13 protein-coding genes and 1 pseudogene are annotated in these 18,004 nt (G+C 66.4%); 8 read left to right on the top strand and 6 right to left on the bottom strand.

Going from position 1 to position 18,004, the window contains the following annotated elements; all coding sequences use genetic code 11:
• Positions 1 to 16 precede the first annotated feature (16 nt).
• Together ACN9M3_RS17345 and ACN9M3_RS17340 are read right to left on the bottom strand one after the other, a co-directional pair.
• Positions 17 to 1,681, bottom strand: coding sequence for a phytase (locus ACN9M3_RS17345; protein ID WP_426318083.1), 1,665 nt, complete (start codon positions 1,679 to 1,681; stop codon positions 17 to 19).
• On the bottom strand, positions 1,681 to 4,173 hold the full coding sequence (locus tag ACN9M3_RS17340) for a TonB-dependent receptor (RefSeq protein WP_426318082.1): 2,493 nt from the start codon (positions 4,171 to 4,173) through the stop codon (positions 1,681 to 1,683). Before ACN9M3_RS17340 ends, ACN9M3_RS17345 begins: the two co-directional genes overlap by 1 nt.
• Before the next feature lie 133 nt (positions 4,174 to 4,306).
• Between ACN9M3_RS17340 and ACN9M3_RS17335 the strand changes: the two genes are divergently transcribed.
• On the top strand, positions 4,307 to 5,203 hold the full coding sequence (locus ACN9M3_RS17335; protein ID WP_426318081.1) for a GGDEF domain-containing protein: 897 nt from the start codon (positions 4,307 to 4,309) through the stop codon (positions 5,201 to 5,203).
• Positions 5,203 to 6,216 (top strand): AraC family transcriptional regulator ligand-binding domain-containing protein, encoded by a 1,014-nt coding sequence (locus ACN9M3_RS17330; protein WP_426318079.1) that lies wholly within the window; start codon positions 5,203 to 5,205, stop codon positions 6,214 to 6,216. The genes ACN9M3_RS17335 and ACN9M3_RS17330 overlap by 1 nt, the downstream gene beginning before the upstream one ends.
• Here ACN9M3_RS17330 and ACN9M3_RS17325 read toward each other — a convergent pair.
• Positions 6,213 to 7,346 carry a hypothetical protein gene (locus ACN9M3_RS17325; protein ID WP_426318078.1) on the bottom strand — a complete coding sequence of 378 codons (1,134 nt, stop codon included), beginning with the start codon at positions 7,344 to 7,346 and terminating at the stop codon, positions 6,213 to 6,215. The genes ACN9M3_RS17330 and ACN9M3_RS17325 overlap by 4 nt on opposite strands.
• Positions 7,347 to 7,466: 120 nt before the next feature.
• Between ACN9M3_RS17325 and ACN9M3_RS17320 the strand changes: the two genes are divergently transcribed.
• Positions 7,467 to 8,357 carry a LysR family transcriptional regulator gene (locus ACN9M3_RS17320; RefSeq protein ID WP_426318076.1) on the top strand — a complete coding sequence of 297 codons (891 nt, stop codon included), beginning with the start codon at positions 7,467 to 7,469 and terminating at the stop codon, positions 8,355 to 8,357.
• Here ACN9M3_RS17320 and ACN9M3_RS17315 read toward each other — a convergent pair.
• Positions 8,354 to 10,729: a diguanylate cyclase domain-containing protein gene (locus ACN9M3_RS17315; RefSeq protein WP_426318074.1), complete on the bottom strand. Its 2,376-nt coding sequence runs from the start codon at positions 10,727 to 10,729 to the stop codon at positions 8,354 to 8,356. The genes ACN9M3_RS17320 and ACN9M3_RS17315 overlap by 4 nt on opposite strands.
• A gap of 107 nt (positions 10,730 to 10,836) precedes the next feature.
• Here ACN9M3_RS17315 and ACN9M3_RS17310 point away from each other — a divergent pair, with 107 nt between their 5' ends.
• Positions 10,837 to 12,030: a hypothetical protein gene (locus ACN9M3_RS17310; RefSeq protein ID WP_426161714.1), complete on the top strand. Its 1,194-nt coding sequence runs from the start codon at positions 10,837 to 10,839 to the stop codon at positions 12,028 to 12,030.
• Here ACN9M3_RS17310 and ACN9M3_RS17305 read toward each other — a convergent pair.
• Complete coding sequence (locus ACN9M3_RS17305; protein WP_426161713.1) at positions 12,027 to 12,215, bottom strand: hypothetical protein; 189 nt, start codon at positions 12,213 to 12,215, stop codon at positions 12,027 to 12,029. The two genes, ACN9M3_RS17310 and ACN9M3_RS17305, sit on opposite strands and share 4 nt — an antisense overlap.
• Positions 12,216 to 12,406: 191 nt before the next feature.
• On the opposite strand from ACN9M3_RS17305, the gene ACN9M3_RS17300 reads away from it, so the two are divergent.
• Genes ACN9M3_RS17300 through ACN9M3_RS17285 form a run of 4 tightly spaced genes read left to right on the top strand, consistent with a single transcriptional unit; the run spans position 12,407 to position 17,266 of the window.
• Positions 12,407 to 13,795: a class I SAM-dependent methyltransferase gene (locus tag ACN9M3_RS17300; RefSeq protein ID WP_426318073.1), complete on the top strand. Its 1,389-nt coding sequence runs from the start codon at positions 12,407 to 12,409 to the stop codon at positions 13,793 to 13,795.
• Complete coding sequence (locus ACN9M3_RS17295; protein WP_426161710.1) at positions 13,792 to 15,153, top strand: sensor histidine kinase; 1,362 nt, start codon at positions 13,792 to 13,794, stop codon at positions 15,151 to 15,153. The genes ACN9M3_RS17300 and ACN9M3_RS17295 overlap by 4 nt, the downstream gene beginning before the upstream one ends.
• Positions 15,150 to 16,277, top strand: coding sequence for a hybrid sensor histidine kinase/response regulator (locus tag ACN9M3_RS17290; protein ID WP_426318072.1), 1,128 nt, complete (start codon positions 15,150 to 15,152; stop codon positions 16,275 to 16,277). The genes ACN9M3_RS17295 and ACN9M3_RS17290 overlap by 4 nt, the downstream gene beginning before the upstream one ends.
• Entirely contained in the window at positions 16,274 to 17,266 is a 993-nt protein-coding gene (locus tag ACN9M3_RS17285; protein WP_426161708.1) for a response regulator, read from the top strand. Before ACN9M3_RS17290 ends, ACN9M3_RS17285 begins: the two co-directional genes overlap by 4 nt.
• Here ACN9M3_RS17285 and ACN9M3_RS17280 read toward each other — a convergent pair.
• Positions 17,267 to 17,764, bottom strand: a pseudogene (locus tag ACN9M3_RS17280) (methyl-accepting chemotaxis protein); the annotation flags it as partial. It lies immediately after the preceding gene.
• Positions 17,765 to 18,004 lie beyond the last annotated feature (240 nt).

The raw sequence follows: 18,004 nt of genomic DNA, 5'->3' as shown, positions 1-18,004 counted from the left end.
ATCGGGGAGCATACCACTACGGCAAGTCCAGCGCGCGGGCGATATCGTCCCATGCAACATACTTGAAGTTCTGGGCACCGTCCGGCAGGCGCTTGTAACCGTCCTGTACCACCAGCATGCCGCGCGTAAAGCGGCCGCCCAGGTTGGCGGAGGTGACGTCCAGGCCGTCCGTCTCGGAAGCCCCGTCAATGCCGGCTTCGGGGTTGATGCCGATGCGGAAGCTGCCGCGGATGCGGTGCGGAGCGGCGGCATCGGCCACCACATAGCTGTTGCTGCCCTGGCTGGAAACCACCAGGTAGCTGGCGTTGGCCCCGTGATAGATGGCCATGCCTTCGACGTCGGCGCGCAGCGGACCGCCAACAGGCAGGATCAGCCTGGGTTCGGCCCTGGCATCGGCGCGGGCGTCGATGGACCACACGCCCCGTTTCTCTTCGCCTGCAAACAGGCGGCCATTGCGGTCGTCGGCCACGCAGCCTTCCGGCTGGGTAAGCAGTTTGAATCGGCGCATCTCAGTGGCTGAAAACGCGCCGCCTCGCCGCCCGATACGGTATTGCAGGTAGCTGCCGTCTTTGTCGTTGACGAACGCTTCCAGGCCGCCGCTTGCCGGCTGATACAGGCAGATGCCGTAAATGCGCTCCAGCGGCGTCGGGAAGCGGGCCGCTTCCGCCACCGTGCCGGCGCTGTCGATGGTGTACAGGACCAGCGCGTTTTCATCGCGCTGCGTGGCGGCGGCGAGATCGTAGCGTTGACCGTCGAGCGTGACGTCCTGGCGCAGGTCGACGTTGTTCAGGCGGCCCGATTCGAGCAGCTGCAACTGGCGGCCGTGAAGGTCGTAGACGTGCAGGCCCTGCTTCTTGTTCGTGCCCAGCACGCGGACGATGCCCGGATGCTGGTGGTTGATCCAGATTGCCGGGTCGTCGGCGGCGTCGCCAAGGCGCGGCATGCTTTCTGTCTCCACCTGCGGTTGCACGATAAGGGCTGGTGGCATGCCGCCCTGCAGCGCGATTGTGCGGCGGGGCTTGCCGTTTCGGTCGAGGAGGGTGATGCCTCCAGGGGATGCGGCCAGACGATATGTCGCAGGCTCGGTGGCCTTGGCAGCGTTGCGCGTGCTGTCGCCTGGCGGTATGTCGATGGCGAGCGCGCGGCGGCCTGGCGGGGCTTCGGCGTCGGCGTTGTAGGACCAGGCGCCGAGGCCTTTCTCGGCGACTACCAGGCTGGCGCTGGCGTCGTGAACCAGGCATTGCTCGCTGTGCGGCGGCAGCGCGAGCTTGCGCACCAGCTGTGGACGGCCGTGCAGCAGCCATTGCTCCGCCTGGCCGTCCTTGCCGGCGAGGAAGGCGTAGAGCAGGCCTTGGGCATCGCGGTAGAGGCAGGCTGCTTCCGGCGCGATCGCGGCGCCGTCGAGGATGGCGGCAGTGGTCAGGGTCCCCGCGGCCGTATCGACTGATACCGCCATGGCGCGTTCGGTGTTGGCGTCGACGACCAGGGCGGTGCCGTTGCGATAGTCCAGATGGCGGCCGCGCAGCGCGATCGTGGCACGTTCGGCGCCGTCCGCGGCGCGCAGGTGCAGGCCTTGTTTGTCGAGCGCGAGTGCAGCTCCGCCGGGCAGTGCGACCGTTTCGGCTGCCGTTGCCGGCAAGGCGCAGGCCAGCAGGAAAGGGATCAAGGACAGGCGGCGCATCAGAACACGCTCGCTTTCAGGCCCAGTTTATAGGTACGGCCATATTGCTCGAATTGCGCGTTATGTGCCTTCACCCCCTGGTAGACGTAGTACTTCTCGTTGTTCAGGTTGGCGATGTCAAAGCTCAGCTGGACGCCTTTGGACAACTGCCAGGACAGGGAAAAGTCGACCTGCTTCTGCGTATCGACAATGCGGTCCTGGCTGCTGTTAAGGATATCCGAGCCCAGTTCCAGCAGGTAGGGCGACTTGTAGTTCAAGGCGATGCGGGTACTGACTGGTCCGGCCTCGTAGCCGAGCATCAGGTTCATGACGCGATCGGACTGGCCCGGCATGGGGATGCGGCGGCCGGCCATGCCGCTGGCCTTGGGGTCAAAACGTGCGATATGGGCGCGTGAATCGGTCAAGGCGCCGTTGACGCCGACCAGCAAGCCGTTGAAGGGCGCCGGCAGCATGCGCAGCGGCTGCTGCCAGGACAATTCGATGCCCTTTACCTTGGCCGTGTCGCCGTTGGCATAGGTGGTGGCGCTGGTGTAGCCCGTCCACGGCCCGCTCCCGGCAAGATTGGTCGTGTAAGTGAAGTCCTTGATGTCCTTGTGGAACAGGTAGGCGGACACCGCACCGTCGTTGCCGATCACGCGTTCAACTCCAAGGTCGAGATTGTGCGATTTGAGCGGATTCAGGTCGGGATTGCCGATGGTGGCTTCGGTGGCGCTGGCCAGCGCAATCCCTGGGGCCAATTGGCTGAAGTTGGCCCGGACCACGGAATTGGTCCAGGCGGCGCGCAAGCTGGTTTCGCGGTCGAGGTCATGGCGCAGTTGCAGCGATGGCAGCCAGTTGGTGTAGGAGCGGCTGCGTTGCAGTGGCGTGATGCTGCTTCCGCTGGTGCGTACGCCAGCGGCGTCGAAGGCCGTGCGTTCTGCGCGCACGCCGGCCAGCAGGCGCCAGTCGCCTTGCGACAGGGTGTCCTGGAAGTAGGCGGAATCAATGTCTTCATTCAGGGTGAAGTCGTTGATGGCTGACTCGGTGGCGAGGCGCGCTGCGTTGCGGTCCAGCCCCGCGACGCGGGCGCGGATGGCGGCCGGGTTTAGCGCCGCGCCAACCTGGCCAAACTGATAATCAAGCTGGTGGTCCTGGACGAACGACGCCATGGAAAGGGTGCCGGGTACCGCCTTGCTGCCGTAGCTCCACTGGTTCGTGTCGTTGGTTTTTTCGCGGCGGCTGGCCTTGGCGCCGAACTTCATGGCGGAGCGCATCTCGCCCAGCGCAAATTCGTGGCCGAGGTCGAACTTGACATGATGCTCCGCGTCTTTCGAGTAGCGTTGTTGCAAGGTGATCGCGTTCAGGCTATAGCTGGCGGGATCGAAAGCCGTTGCCGGGGCCTTCAGCGTTGGGCGCTCGCTGTTGGTAAAGCTGATGTCCTTGAAATTGGCGGTGCCGCGGAAGCGGCCATCGTTCAGCGCTTCCGGCGTGTCTTCGTCGGCTGTGCTGCGGCCGGCCTGCACGTCAAGCTGCCAGGCGCCGAATTTTTGCTGGGTGCCGAAGACGGCCGACTGGATTTCCTGGGTATATTTGCGCTGGCGGATGCGGCGCTCAAGCCGGGCACTGGCAGGTACGCCTTCAGTCAGGGCGCCGCCGCTGACGTTGCTGATCGTGAGACGGTCGCGTACTTCGTCGTCGCTGAAGCGGCTCAGGAAGCTGCGCAGGAACCAGCTGTTGCCCGCCGCCGGGCGGAAGTCCAGGTTCAGCGCGGCGGCACGGCGCTCGCGCACCGGCAGGTAATCGCGCAGTTCGAAGCCCGACAGGCGCTCGCCATCCCATGCGCCGCCCGTTTCCAGGTTGTCGGAACCGAACTTGCGCTTTTCGCCGCTCAAGCCCACCGCCACGCCGAACCTGCCATCGCCAAAGCGGCTGGCCCACAGCATGCCGGCACTCGGGCTGTTCTTGCCGGTGTTCTGGTCGTGGGAGGATGCCGCGTTCACCGTCAGGAGCGAGCCAGGCAGGTCGAAGGCGGACAGCGTCCTCACTTCGACGGCGCCGCCAAGCGAGCTGGCGTCCTGCTCGGGCGTCAGGGTCTTGCTGACTTCCAGTGAGCGGATAAGCCCCGACGGCAGCACGTCGAGCGCTACGGCACGGCGGCCGGCTTCCGGGGAAGGCACCAGGGCGCCGTTGATGGCGACGGCATTCAGGTCCGGCCCCAGGCCGCGCACGGTGATGTAGCGGCCTTCGCCCTGGTCGCGCTGCACCGAAACGCCGGGCAGGCGTGCCAGTGCCTCGGCGGCGTTCTTGTCGGGAAGGTTGCCGATGTCGTCGCTGCTCAAAACGTTGATGATATTGTCGGCCTTGTCTTGCTCGGCGATGGATTTAGCCAATACGTCGCGCTGGCCGGTAATGACAACGCTGGCGCCGGCCAGGGAAGCGTCCGCGCCATCGGAGGCGGTGGCATTGGACAGGGCAAGCACGCCGGCGGCGAGGGCGGTCAATCGGGTTTTCATGTGCATTCAGTCGGAGTGGAGAATGCAGCGGATTATGTGAAGGGCGGATGACAAGCTGGTTACGCGGCAGTGAGCTGAAATGACCCTGCGCTTGTCATGCGCCTGTCACAAGGCGTGGCTAAGCTGCGCGGTTATGCTGAAACTCCATCGACATTCCCTGCTGGCCGCGGCAATGGCCGTGATCGCATGCCTGCTGCTGTATGCCAGCGCGGGCCAGACCAAGCCTTTCAGCGCCTGGCGCTGGATGGACATCATTGCCGAAGGCGGCATGGCGGCCATGGCAGGACTCTGGTTCGTGATGACCTTGAGCAGCAGGCCGGGCGGCCTGGTCACGCGCCTGCTGGCCGGCGGGCTCGCGGCGATCATGCTGGGCTCCTGGGCCGACTGCCTTGACGAATTCTTTCGCATCAACAAGGCTGCGGCCTGGGATAACTGGCTCGAAGCCCTGGTGCCATTCGGCATGCTGGTGCTGACGGCTGGCATCTACTACTGGCGCCACGAGCAGTTCATGCTGAACGACCACCTGGCCAAGCGCGAGCGCCTGTTCCGCCAGCACCGCGCCTTCGACCGGGTGACGCAACTGGCGGATGCGGCCTATTTGAGGCAGCAGATCCGGCTCGAACAAGAGCGCGATCCGTCCGGCCAGTGCGCACTGGTCCTGCTGGATATCGACGGCTTCCACCGCATCAACCGCGAACACGGGCCGCGCGAAGGCGACCGTGTGCTGCAAGCGGTCGGGCATATGCTGCTGCTTAACCTGCGCAATGAAGACCTGTTGTGCCGCTATGCAGGCGATCGCTTTGCGCTGCTGTTGCCGGGCACCGGCGATGCCGAGGCGCGAGACGTGGCGCGGCACTTGTGCGGCATGGTGGCGATGATGCGCCATCATGGGCCGCAAGGCCCGCTGCAGGTCAGCCTGCGTTTTGCCAGCGAACCGGCGCAGGGCGAGGCGGATGCTTTGCTGGCGCGCCTGTCGGCTGCGATCGACGGCCCTGGCCGGACCTTGCCGCAAGCGATGCCTGCGCTGTGATGCGCTACTCGCTGCCAGGGGAGGCGACCATTCCCGCGCGCGGCTTGCCCTGGCATTTTCTCGACTACGCCCTGCAACAGGAGGTACAGCCGGCTGCGATTGCACGCGGTACGGGAATGCCTGGAGACGGCGGCCCGCCCTTGCCGGGAGCGCTGGTCAGCCCGCAGCAATGCCTGCAACTGCTCGCGAATGTACTGCGCGCGCTGGATAGCGCGGATACCAGCTTCATGCTCGGCCAGCATTTGCTGCCGGGTACAGAGCCCGCGCTATCGGGCGCTTTGCGGCGCGCGGCGTCGCTGCAGCAGGCGCTGGACATCCTGTGCCAGTGGCCGTCGCGCCTGTTGCCCTTGTTGCGTCCACGCCTGCACGTCGCCGGCGGCCAGATGGTGCTGTACTGGGTTGACAGCCAGGGCGCACCGGGCCTGCGCGCGGCCCTGGTGGAAATGCACATGACGGCCGTGGTCTCGCTGGCGCGCTGGCTGGGCGGACGCCGCCTGCCGTGGCGGTTTTGTTTCAACCGCGCCCGTCCACGCCACGTCGAGCAGCATGAGGTGCACCTTGGCGGCGAACTGCGTTTCGATTGCCAGCTGGATGCGATGCTGCTGGATGCTGCCTCGCTGGCGCAGGCTTGGCCGGAGGCGGACCCCGGTGCCTGTGCCGCCTCGCTGGCCGCTGCTAGCGCGCTGGACGCCACACCCAGCCTGACCGATGCCCTGTACGATTACCTGCTGGCAGAGATTCGCCGCAACCCGACGCTGGAGGGGGCCAGCGCGGCCTTCGGCGTCAGCCCGGCCACCCTGAAGCGCCACCTTGCGCGCTACGGAACCCATTTCGTTGCGGAGCTGGACCAGGTGCGCACCCATGTGGCGCTGTACCTGTTCCAGTCGCGGCACGCCGGCAATGAAGCGGTGGCGGACTACCTCGGCTTCCACGATGCGGCGAATTTCCGGCGCTCGTTCAAGCGCTGGACCGGACTGACGCCGGCCTTGCTGCGGGCTTCGCTGGCGTCCTAGGCCAGTGCGAACAGCTGGGAATAGATGCGGGCCGCCATCAGGCCCAATGGCTGGTGGTGGACGGCGGGCCCCATATGGCGGGCCAGCAGGTTCATTGCCTCGCCTTTCCCGCTGCAGGCTGCGATCTGTGCTTCCAGCAGGCCCAGGTCGCTGGTGATGGTTTCCCATGCGTGTTCATCGCCATCGAAACGGTGGCGCAGGATGGGGCGTGCTTCATCTGGCGCTGGCGCCGCTTCGGCCGCTTGCCCAGCGTTAGCGGCCGGCGCGGCAAAGATGGCGGCGCTGCTGTTGGCCACAGGCGGGTCTTGCGGCGCGCCGTCTTCGGGCGTGGCAGGCAGGGTTTGCAGGCCGATGCGCCCCAGGGCGTAGCCCAGCTCCACCTGCTGGAGGAATTGCGGCGCGGTCTCCGGCGCCTGGCCCAGCATGGCGCGCAACACGTTCAGGACGAGCGTGTCGGAAGGCGGCGGCGACGGCAGGGCGATGCCCAGTTCTGCCAGCTCCTGCAGGATCGACGGCTGGGCGGCGGGCTGGTCGGCGACCGCCAGCTGGTAGCCCAGCACCTCGGGAAGACAGCGCTCGCCGGCACTGGCGAGGGCCAGGCGGATGGCGCCTTGCACAAAGCCACTGTCCTCCAGGTCCTGCCAGGTGCTGCAGGCCTGCACTGCGAGCACTTGTCGCACCTGCGCAACATGGTTGGCGGCCGGCACGCCTTTGCCAAGGTAATCGAGGTAGAGCTTGACCAGCGGCATATAGGCCGGCTGGCGCCAATGGTCGAGCACACCATGCAGCCAGGCGCCTTCGACCAGCAAGCCGGGCGCCTGCACGCACAGGAACCGGCGCGCCTGGGCCAGCGTGGCGAAATGGCGGCGCGGGCCGCCTTGCTGCCGTCCTTGCTGGTACTGCCGGAATTCTTCCGCGCGGTTGCGGCTGCGCAGCTCCAGCCACTCTTCCAGCTCTTGCAGGCCGCCGCTCCAGGCGGGCGGCAGGGCCGCTGCCTCCGCCAGGCGGCGCTGCAGGTAGGCCGTCGCAGCGGCACGGTCGGGCGCTTCGCGCAGCAGCAGGTACAGCTGCTGCGAGGGACCGCTCGTTGCGGCCTGGGGGCTACGGCTGAGTGGAAGTGTGGTCATCATGTCAACCAGTATCCAAGTGCAAGGCAGTGTTTCCTAGCAGAGAGAAGCGCGCCGCCATGTCGGACCAGTCTTACACCGTCGTGTACAATCGGCCGCCATTGGCAAAACACAGGATCGCACATGCTTGACGCAATGTCGATGGACCAGCTGCGCACATTCATCGCCGCGGCCGAAGAGGGGAGTTTTTCCGCGGCAGGACGCAAGCTGCGACGGGCGCAATCGGTGGTCAGCCAGACCCTCGCCAATCTCGAATTGCAAGTGGGCTTTGCCCTGTTCGACCGCAGCGGCCGCTATCCGCGCTTGACGGAGCAGGGCCGTGCCTTGCTGGATGCGGCGCGCGCCGCCGCCAGCAGCATGGATGGCTTCAAGGCCAAGGCGCGCACGCTGGCCGAGGGACTGGAGGCGGAGCTGTCGGTCGCGGTCGACGTGATGTTTCCGATCGCGCGCCTGACCGCGGCGGTAGGGCGCTTTCACCGGGAATTCCCGGGCACGCCGCTGCGGCTGGACGTCGAAGCGCTGGGTGCCGTGGTGCAGCCCCTGCTCGAGCGGCGCTGCCGGCTGGCAGTCGTCGGTTCCTATCCCGACGTGCCGCCGGAGTGCGACACGGATTTCCTGTTCGAGGTGCCGGTGGTGGTAGTGGCCGCGGCCGGCCATCCGCTGGCCGCCTTGCCGGCGCCGGTTGCGCGCAGCGAGGCGGCGCGCCATGTGCAATTGATCCTGAGCGACCGCTCGGCGCTGACCGCGGGGCGCCAGTTCGGCGTTGTCAACCCGCAGGGTTGGCGCCTGGCCGACCTCGGCGCCAAGCATGCCTTCCTGCGCGCGGGCCTGGGCTGGGGCGGCATGCCGCGCCATATGGTGGAAGACGAGCTGGCCAGCGGCGCGCTGGTCGAATTGTCGCTGGAAGCGAGCCCGGTGCTGGGCCATGCCTTTTCGATGTATGCGTGCTGGCGCAAGGATGCGCCGCCAGGTCCGGCGGGGCGCCGCTTCATCGCGCTGCTGCGCGAAGCCTAAGGCGGGGAAACTGCGGCTTCGGGCAGCCCGCGGCCGTTGTCGATGGTGAAGCCGTTGCGGCCGCGCCGCTTGGTGTCGTACAGGGCCATGTCGGCTCGCCCGATCAGGCCACCCGCGGTTTCGGTGCCGCCGGCATACAGCGCGATGCCGATGCTGGTGGTTACGCGCAACGGGGCGCCCAGCACGGTGAAGTCGGGCGCCACTGCCGCCATGACTTTCTCGGCCAGCAGCCGCACTTCGTCCGCATGGCGGATATTTTCGAATACGATCACGAATTCGTCGCCCGCCAGGCGGGCGGCGGTATCGGTGGTGCGCACGCTGCCCGACAGGCGCAGCGCGAACTCCTTCAACACTTCGTCGCCGCCGGCATGCCCCAGGCTGTCGTTGATGTGCTTGAAATTGTCGATGTCGAGATAGGCCAGCGCCATCTGGCTGTCCTGGCGGCGCACGCGTTCGATGGCCTGGTCCAGCACGTCTTCGAACTGGCGCCGGTTGGGAATGCCGGTCAGCGGGTCGCGCCGCGCCTGGCGCAGCAGTTCCGCTTCGACCTCGCGGCTGCGGGTGACGTCGGTGGTCAGGGCGTAGACGAAGGGCACGCTGCCATCCTTGCGCACATCGGGCACGAAAGTGGTTTCCAGCACGCGCGGTTCGCCGTGCAGGCGGGCAGTCGATTCGTATTCCGTCACTTCGCCGCCGAAGGCGCGGTCCAGCCAGGGACGGGCTTGCTGATAAGCCGCTTCGCCGCTCACGCTGGACATGGGGCGGCCGGGCAGGGTATCGGGATCGGTGTCCAGCCAGCGCCGATAAGTGGCGTTGCCGAATTGCAGGACATGCTCGCGGTCGATGGCGCTGATCATCACCGGCAAGTGGTCGGCGATCAGGCGCAGGCGCTTTTCGCTGGCGGCCTGCGCCAGTTCGGCAGTCTTGCGTTCCGTAATGTCGGTGCACATCATATAGAAGCCGGGCACGCTGCCATCGGGCGCCAGGTCCGGCACCAGCTCGGTCATCAGGTGCAGGTGGCGTTCCAGTTCCTCGCCGGGGCGCTCGACGTGGATGCGGCGGCCGGCCAGCACGATCTCGAAGCAGTCCTTCCAGCGCTCGAAGGGTTCGGCCCCGAATACTTCGTCGAAACGCTTGCCGACCATGGCGCGCGGATCGATACCGAGCAGGAACTGATAATGTTCGTTGGTGAAGCGGAAGCGCAGCTCGCGATCGATGTAGGCCACCAGGGCCGGGATATTGTCGGCGATCACGCGCGCGCGCTTTTCGCTTTCAGCCAGCCGCTCCTGCGCCGCCTGGCGTTCGGCCGTCAATTCATACAGCGCTTCGCTGAGCTCCCCGATCTCATCCTTGCCGCCGCTGCGCAGCAGGCTGATATCGCCGCCGCGGTGGCGGATGGCATGCAGGTTGGCGCGCAGCCTTTGCAGCGGCGACAGCAGTCCCTTGATCATCAGCCAGCTCAGGACCCCGGCCACGGCGGCAAAGGCGCTTGCCGCCAGCGCGGCCTGTTGCCGCATGCTGATCATGGGGGCGAACGCTTCGGCAGTCGGATAGCGCGCCGCCACGATCCAGTTGGTAGAGTTCAGGCGCTTGTACGAATAGATGCCGTCGACGCCGTCCTTGTTGGTCGCTTCCATCCAGCCTTCGAAGCCGTCGAGGGCGCGCTGGGTGCCAAGGTTGAGGCCGGGCCGTGCATTGATATGCTCGAGCAGGCGCGCCTTGTTGGGATGGTTGACCAGCAGCCCTTCGGTGGTCATGATGAACATGAAGCCGGTCTTGCCCGGCTTCATGGCATTGAAATGATGGAAGAAGTCGGAGTTCAGCAAGTCGATGCTGCCCACCAGGACCACCTGCACGTCGCCGCCGCTATCGACGATGGGATGGGTCAGCACGACCACTGGCAAGCTGGACACGCGTCCGCGCAGGGGCGGTGATATGATGGCCCGCTTTTGCGCCAGGGTCTGGGTGAAGTAGGAGCGGTCGGCAACATTGGGATTGTCTTGCTGCGGCGCCCGCAGGCTGGTCAGGAACCGGCCGCTGCTGTCGAAGGCAGCCACGTTGGCAAATTCGGCCGAGGCCGCTGCGTGGCGTTCGATCGCGGCTTGGATGGCGGCCGGCGTGCGCTGGGCGGCCGGGATGGCGTCGGCAATCGAGGCCAGCAGCAAGCGCTTGGTGGTCAGTTGTTCGTCGATGTGCGCGGCGGCCACCGACAGGAGGCTGAACTGTTGCTGGCCGATCACGCTTTTCATGTCCCGTTCCGACAGCGACAGGGCCAGCCAGGTCACGATGGTCGTCGCCGCAAGCACGAACAAGATGACCACGCAGGTCATGCGCGCGCGCAAGCTCTGTGGTAGCAGTCGGTGGAGGGCCATGGCTTAGTATTGCACACCTGTTTGCGAGTGTGTTCTAAAATCCAAGGCACGGCCTTGATTGGAAATAATGTGAAAAATACAATGACACTTGGCTGGGTGAACTGAGAATGGCTCACTTCCACCTGGCTTGGGAATTAGGCGGGGATCCCGCCCATGCGGGACGCTTGCGGGTCATTGCGCAAGCCCTGCTGGCACGCGGCCATGCCGTCAGCCTGTCGGTACGCGACCTGGGCCAGGCGCGCCGCCTGCTGGGTGCGCTCAACGTGACGATGCTGCAGGCGCCCCTGTGGCTGCACGGCGCCGGGCAGCATGCGGCCAGCCTGGCTGAAATCATGCTCGCTTCCGGCTATCGCGAGGCGCAGTCGCTCGACGCACTGGTGCGCGGCTGGCGCTCCGCACTGCAGTTGCTGAAGCCGGACGTGGTGGTGGCGGAATTCGCCCCCACCGCCTTGCTGGCGGCGCGCACGCTGGATATTCCGTCGGCCGCGATCGGCGCCGGCTTTACCCTGCCGCCGCCCGGCCAGCCCTTGCCCAACTTTCGCCCATGGGAAGCGATGGACTTGCAGCGCCTGGCCGCGGCCGAACTGCATACCCTCAAGATCATGAACACCGTGCTGGTGCACCACGGCGGCGTGCCTTATGTGCAGGCGGCCGACGCGCTGCTGGGGCGCCAGCATTTCCTGTGCGCCTGGCCCGAGCTGGACCACTACGGCCGCCCGGCGGAGCGCGAGCAATGGTACGGTCCGGCCTTCGTGGCGCCCAGCGGCGAAGCGCCGCAGTGGCCGCCCGGCCACGGGCACAAGGTGTTCGTCTACCTGCGCCAGGAACATCCGGCCCACGCCGCCGTGCTGCACGCGCTGGTCATGGAAGGTTGCCGGGTGCTGTGCTACCAGCCGGAAGTCGCTGCCGGCGCGGTGCCGCCAGTGCATGCCACCAGCCTGGCGTATGCGCGCGGGCCGGTCGACCTGGCGGCAGCGCTGGCCGAGGCGCGCATCTGCGTCAGCCAGGCAGGCGAGGGCACCATTGCCCATTCCGTGCTGGCGGCGGTGCCCATGCTGCTGCTGCCGACCCAGCTCGAACGCTACCTGCTGGCGGCGCGCCTGGAGCAGGCCGGGGTGGCGGTCAATGGTGGGCGCTTGCCGGGCACGGTAGACTGGCGCGGCGTGGTGCGCAGCTTGCTGATGGATGGGCGTACCCTGATGGCGGCGCGCGGCGTGGCCAACCGCTACGCCGGCTTTACGCCGGCGCAGATGGCCGACCGCCTCGCTGCCCGCCTGGAGTTGCTGGCAACGAACGGCTAATGGCTTGTAGGCGGCCGGCGCTGTTCGCAATACTGGCGCCAGGCCAGTTCTTCCAGGGCTGCAACGGCGTCGCGCAGGCCGTCGAAGCGGGCATCGGTAAAACTGCGGGCAAACCGTTCGTGGAATTCTGCCCGCTCCAGTTCAGCGGCGCTCTGTTTGCGTAACTGCTCCATCGTGATCTCCATGACTTGCGTCCAGTTTGGCATCAGGCAATGGTCGCGTCTGTGCGGCAGCGAACTTTGACATCCGGCCGCGCTTGTTATTTGAATAAGCCCTACTATCTTCCTGGCAATTCTTCTTGGGGAAACGTTGCGATTTGCGCCACAAGTCAGTACACTCGATTTAATTCACGGCAACCATTTAGTTCCGACAAAAAGTGTATTCACAGGCCCAAATCGATCCGGTCGTCAGTTTCCTGAACACGCAGGGTGAGGCAGTGCGCGGCACCATCGTGACACTCCAGCGCAAGTCGCTGGTCATGGAAGTGTATAACCCGTATTCCATCGTGCAGGTCAGCGAGGTGCTCAGCGAGCTGACGGTGCGCATGGGCACGGCCAGCGCCTACATCGGCAAGGCCGTGGTGATCAGCATGGTCAACACCGGCCTGACCGCCGTGGTGTCGGTGACCCTGATCGACGAATGGCGCGAACTGAGCGAGGTGGTGATGCTGCCGGGTGCGGTGGGCCGCGAAGCGAGCAAGTTCGTGCTGGACTGGGATGAGCGCTTCCGCATCCGGCGCGACTACCAGATTGCCGTCAACGAATCGCGGGCCTACCTGGCCGAGGTGGCGCGCTGGGTCGAGCAGGTCGACCTGTCCGATTCGCTGCCCAAGGAAGGCGGGCGCCTGCGCGCCGACGTGTTTGCCGAACTGGCCGAGCCGCTGATCATGCGCGTGCGCCGCTACTTCGACGACTTGAACAAGGAAGCGGGAATGGTCGAGGCCGATGCTGCCGCCGCCCACCGCGCTTTTGCGCAGGCGGCGCTGCACCCGCTGATCCTGCGCGCGCCGTTCGTCTTCCGCACCTTCAGCAAGCCGCTCGGCTATGCCGGCGACTATGAAATGGTGAACCAGATCCTGGGCGACCCGCGCCAGGGACCGAGCACTTACTTCCAGATCGTCAATGCGGCCTTCCTGCAGACCGCGGTCGCCGTGGCGCACCGCAACCGCATCGATATCCTGGTCGAGTTCCTGAAGCGCCAGGCCGACGCGGCGCGGCGCGTGGGGCGCCCGTACCGCGTGCTGAACGTGGGCTGCGGGCCAGCGCAGGAGATCCAGCGCTTCCTGCGCGAGTACGATGAGCCGCACTGGCTCTCGTTTGAACTGGTCGACTTCAGCGAAGAGACGCTGGCCTGGACGCGCGGCCAGCTGGGCGGCATCAGCGCCGGCCTGGCGCGCCAGCCGGACATCCGCTTCGTGCAGGATTCCGTGCACAACCTGCTGAAACGCCGCGTGGACGGGCCGCAAGTGGGCGCTGATTTCGACGTGGTGTACTGCGCCGGCCTGTTCGACTACCTGTCGGACAAGGTGTGCAGCCGCCTGCTGAGCTACTTCGCCTCCTGCATGAAGCGCGGCGGGCGCCTGCTGGTGACCAACGTCCACAGCAGCAATCCGGAGCGCCCTGGCATGGAGCACCTGCTGGAGTGGTACCTGATCTATCGTGACGAGGCCAAGATGGAGCAGCTCCTGCCGCCGCAGGCGCGCGAGCGCCTCACCTATGTCGATGCGACCGGCGTCAATGTGTTTGCCGAAGCGTCGCTGCCATGACTGGACCGGCACCCTACGTGAGCCCGCACCTGCATTCGGCCTATGAGTCGGACCTGCGCGCCTACCGCCTGCGCTTCAGCCGCGGCGGCGCGTGGACCGCGATCGGCCTGGTGCTGCTGGGGATCGGGCTCGATTTCAGCCTCTATCCGGACCACCTCGGCGCATTTACCCTGGCGCGCGTGCTGGTGTCGCTGGCCATCCTCGCCATCATCGGCGTGATGCGCCAGCCATGGGGAGCGCGCAATGTGGAGGCGATGAGCTTCACCTGGCTGATGCTGCCGCAGATCATGATCGCCTGGATGATTGCCGTCACCGAAGGCGCCTCGTCGATTTATTACGCAGGCTTGAACCTGGGCGTGTTTGCCTCGGCCATCGCGTTTGCCTTCCGCATGTGGCAGAACCTGACGCTTGGCCTGTTGACCTACCTGCTGTACGCGGCCGCCTGCTGGGTGCATGACGGCCAGCCGCCGGTGGGCGGCGCGTTTGCCGTCAATTCGCTGCTGCTGGCGTTCAGCGCCGTGGCCAGTGCGGTCTGCACCTATTACAACGAGCAGGCGCGCTTCAACCTGTTCCAGCTCAAGGCGGAGCTGGCCGACAAGAACGCCCAGCTCGAGGCGAACAACCGCAGCCTGGCCGAGATCAAGGGCCAGATGCTGCAGCAGGAGAAAATGGCGGCCCTGGGCACCCTGGCGGCAGGCCTGCTGCACGAGGTGAACAATCCGGTCAATTTCTGCATGATGGCGATCGACATCGCGATGGAGGAGCCGGCTGCCAAGGGCAGCGAAGTGCTGCTGGAATGCCTGACCGATGCCAAGTCGGGCATGCAGCGCGTGCAGTACATCGTGTCCGACCTGAAGACCTTCGCGTACCGCAAGTCCGGCACCGACCACGAAAGTGCGCAATTCCTGTTCGAGCGCGCGCTGGAATCGTCGGTGCGCCTGGTGGGCCACGAGATCAAGGGCATCAAGGTCAATCGCCACCTGCAGCCGGACACCCTGGTGCGCGGCGATGAAGCGGCCATCATCGGCGTATTGATCAACCTGTTGAGCAATGCGGCGCTGGCCATGCGCAAGGGCGCCACCCAGGCGCCGGCCATCGACGTGTATGCCGAAGCGCGCGGCGAACGGCTGAAGATCACGGTGCGCGACAACGGCCCGGGCATCGCGCCGGAGAATATCGGCCGCGTGTTCGAACCTTTCTTCACCACGCGCGAAGTCGGGCAGGGCCTGGGCCTTGGGCTGTCGATCTGCTACAGCGTGATCCAGCGCCACGGCGGCCTGCTGGCCGCCGAGAGCATGCCGGGCGAATGGACCAGGTTCACCTTTGACTTGCCGCGCGTGACCGGAGGCGAGAAATGAGCGATCGCAGCCAGCCGGCGACCGTGCTGTACGTGGACGATGAGGAACTGGCGCGCAAGTACTTCGCCCGCGCGGTGGAAAACGACTTCACGGTCCTGACCGCGCCCGGCGTGGACGAAGCGCTGGAGATCCTGGCCAAGCCCGACAGCGATGTCGACGTGCTGGTGACCGACTACCGCATGCCGGGCCGCGTCGGCGGCGAGCTGCTGCGCCAGGTCGAGCGCGATTACCCGCACCTGGTGCGCATCCTGGTCACGGCCTACGCCGACAAGGAAGTGCTGCTCGAGACCATCAACGGCGGCGATATCTTCCGCATCCTGGAAAAGCCGCTCGATGCCCATACCGTGCGCGATGCGCTGCGCCTGGCCAGCGAGAACGCGCGCGAACGCGCGCTGCGCCGCCAGAGCCTGCTCGCAATCGAAGAAACCGTCGCTTTCCTGGCGCACGAATTGAACACGCCGCTGGCCACGATCGCCAATTTCGCGCGCAATATCCAGCGCCGCGTCAACGCCCACAACGCCCAGCAGGAAGAGAGCGGCTTGCCGCCGCGGGCCGACATCGGCAACGCTGCGGCGCACATGCACGACAATGCGCGCTACTGCCTGTCGGTGCTGGCCACGTTTGTCGAATCGGCCAAGCGCGCCAGCGTCGTGCCGGCGGCGCGCCTGGCCAGCGGCAGCGCGCAGCAGATGGTCGCGGCCTTGCTGGGCATGTACCCGCTGGCGCCAGGCCAGCGCGACATCATCGAAGTGGACGTGCAAGCCGACTTCACTGTGCGGGCCTCGCCCAACTGCGTGGCGCTGGTGCTGTCCTCGTTGCTGAGCAATGCGCTGCGCGCGCTGCAAGGACTGCCTGGTCCCCGGATCAGGATCACCGTGGGCGTGGCAGAGCGCCCCTATATCGTCGTGGAAGACAACGGCCCGGGCATCGCGCCGGCGCTGCTGAACCGCCTGCTGCTGGACCCGGTGTCCATGCACGGCGACGAAGGCGGCAGCGGCTGGGGACTGATCTTCTGCAACCGCGTGATGCAATCGTTCGGCGGCCACCTGCGGGTGCAGTCGGAACAGGGTTGCTCCACCACCGTCACCATGAATTTCCCGGAGTTAGAGAAGGAACGAGCATGAACGAACAACAACCGACCAGACAAGCGCCGGCGATCCTCTACGTCGACGACGAGGCGACCGCCCTCAAATATTTCCAGCGCGCCCTGGGTTCGCTGGCGCCAGTGTACGTGGCCGAGTCGGTGGAGGAGGGCAAGCGCATGCTCGACGAGCACGCCGACGAAATCGCAGTGCTGGTGTCCGACCAGCGCATGCCCGGCGCCTACGGCAACGAGTTGCTGTTCTATGCGTGGGACCGCTACCCGCACATCGTGCGCATCCTGACCACCGCCTATTCGGAACTGGAGCACACGGTCGACGCGGTCAACCAGGGCCAGATCCACCGCTACATCCAGAAGCCGTGGGACATCGCGGCGCTGCGCATGGAACTGAAGCAGGCCCTGGCCCTGGCCAAGCTGCAAAAGGAACATTCGCAACTGCTGCGCGAAAAGCTGCTGGTGCGCCAGAAGCAGGCCGTGGCCACCCGCATCGGCACCCTGTACACCCTGGCAGCCAGCCTGTCGGCCGGCCCGTCCTTCGTGCCAGTGGAGAGCTACCTGGCGGGCGCTCTCAGCGCCGGCATGACGCCGCCGGAACCGGACTGGCTGATGCTGGACCACTCCGATCTGATCAGTTCGGAAGCCTTCCGCAGCGCCGCTTTCGGCTGCGCCGTGCGCGACCACCTGCAGGACCTGGAGCAGCGCTATGCCGATGCCGACCCGGCGCACGCTTTTGCGCTGCTGGCGGAAGCGTTCGGCCCGACGTTCCGCGCGGTGGATGCCGGCCACGCCCTGTTCCTGCAGGCGTCCCAGCTCACCGAATTCCTGGAAACGCCGACCAGCGCGCCGGTCTCGTCGCAGCACGCGTTCTGGCTGGCCTGCCTGCTGTGGATGGGCAAGCGCGGCGCTTCGCTGCAAATGGCCAGCGGCGCGCAAGGCGTGGAATGCCGGCTGGTGCAGGCCGACGCCGCCCTGACCCCGTCGCAGCTGGCGGCCTGGGTCGAGCAGTTCTGATCAGCGCAGCGCCGGTGCGCGCTGCTGCGGCGCGCCGTCGTCCTGGCTGCCCATGAGCTGAACCAGGCGGCGCGCATGTTCCAGCATGCTGGCCGAGGCGCTGGCTGCCTGCTGCACCAGCGCGGCGTTTTGCTGCGTGACCCGGTCCATGCCGCTGACGGCGCCGCTGAGCTGTTCGATGCCGTCCGACTGGGCGCGGCTGCCGGCGGTAATGCCCTGCATCAGTGCTGCCACCTGCTGGACCGATCCCACCAGTTTTTCCATCACCTGCCCGCTAGCACCGGCCAACTGGTTGGCCTGTTCGGCCTTGCCGACCGAGTCGCCGATCAGCTGGCGGATTTCCTGCGAGGCCGCGGCGCTGCGCTGGGCCAGGCTGCGCACCTCGCCCGCCACCACGGCAAAGCCGCGCCCCTGCTCGCCGGCGCGCGCCGCTTCCACTGCCGCATTGAGCGCCAGGATATTGGTCTGGAAGGCGATGCCGTCGATCACGCCGATGATGTCGGTCACGGTGCGGTGCATGCGGTTGAAGCCGGCCTGCAGGCTGCGGCGGTCGGCCTCGGTCTGCCGGCGCTGGCGCGCGAAGCTGAGCGCGAAATGGCAAAGCGCCGCGGTTTCCACCACCACGTACAGCGCGTGCACGATGATGACGGGCAGCGAAGGGCGGCTCAGGCACATGGTGCCGAAGCCGGCTTGCTGCAGGAAATTGAACAGCAGGTGGTGCACCGCGACAAAGGCTGC

It is taken from the genome of Pseudoduganella sp. R-43, assembly GCF_049913255.1.
Lineage (GTDB): Bacteria > Pseudomonadota > Gammaproteobacteria > Burkholderiales > Burkholderiaceae_D > Rugamonas.
This window is presented reverse-complemented; position numbering and strand designations above follow the sequence as displayed.

What these genes read in the sequence shown, in the direction of transcription:
- ACN9M3_RS17345 (WP_426318083.1), bottom strand. Translation starts at nt 1,681, where the DNA reads ATGCGCCGCCTGTCCTTGATCCCTTTCCTGCTGGCCTGCGCCTTGCCG.
- ACN9M3_RS17340 (WP_426318082.1), bottom strand. Translation starts at nt 4,173, where the DNA reads ATGAAAACCCGATTGACCGCCCTCGCCGCCGGCGTGCTTGCCCTGTCC.
- ACN9M3_RS17335 (WP_426318081.1), top strand. Translation starts at nt 4,307, where the DNA reads ATGCTGAAACTCCATCGACATTCCCTGCTGGCCGCGGCAATGGCCGTG.
- ACN9M3_RS17330 (WP_426318079.1), top strand. Translation starts at nt 5,203, where the DNA reads ATGCGCTACTCGCTGCCAGGGGAGGCGACCATTCCCGCGCGCGGCTTG.
- ACN9M3_RS17325 (WP_426318078.1), bottom strand. Translation starts at nt 7,346, where the DNA reads ATGATGACCACACTTCCACTCAGCCGTAGCCCCCAGGCCGCAACGAGC.
- ACN9M3_RS17320 (WP_426318076.1), top strand. Translation starts at nt 7,467, where the DNA reads ATGCTTGACGCAATGTCGATGGACCAGCTGCGCACATTCATCGCCGCG.
- ACN9M3_RS17315 (WP_426318074.1), bottom strand. Translation starts at nt 10,729, where the DNA reads ATGGCCCTCCACCGACTGCTACCACAGAGCTTGCGCGCGCGCATGACC.
- ACN9M3_RS17310 (WP_426161714.1), top strand. Translation starts at nt 10,837, where the DNA reads ATGGCTCACTTCCACCTGGCTTGGGAATTAGGCGGGGATCCCGCCCAT.
- ACN9M3_RS17305 (WP_426161713.1), bottom strand. Translation starts at nt 12,215, where the DNA reads ATGGAGATCACGATGGAGCAGTTACGCAAACAGAGCGCCGCTGAACTG.
- ACN9M3_RS17295 (WP_426161710.1), top strand. Translation starts at nt 13,792, where the DNA reads ATGACTGGACCGGCACCCTACGTGAGCCCGCACCTGCATTCGGCCTAT.
- ACN9M3_RS17290 (WP_426318072.1), top strand. Translation starts at nt 15,150, where the DNA reads ATGAGCGATCGCAGCCAGCCGGCGACCGTGCTGTACGTGGACGATGAG.
- ACN9M3_RS17285 (WP_426161708.1), top strand. Translation starts at nt 16,274, where the DNA reads ATGAACGAACAACAACCGACCAGACAAGCGCCGGCGATCCTCTACGTC.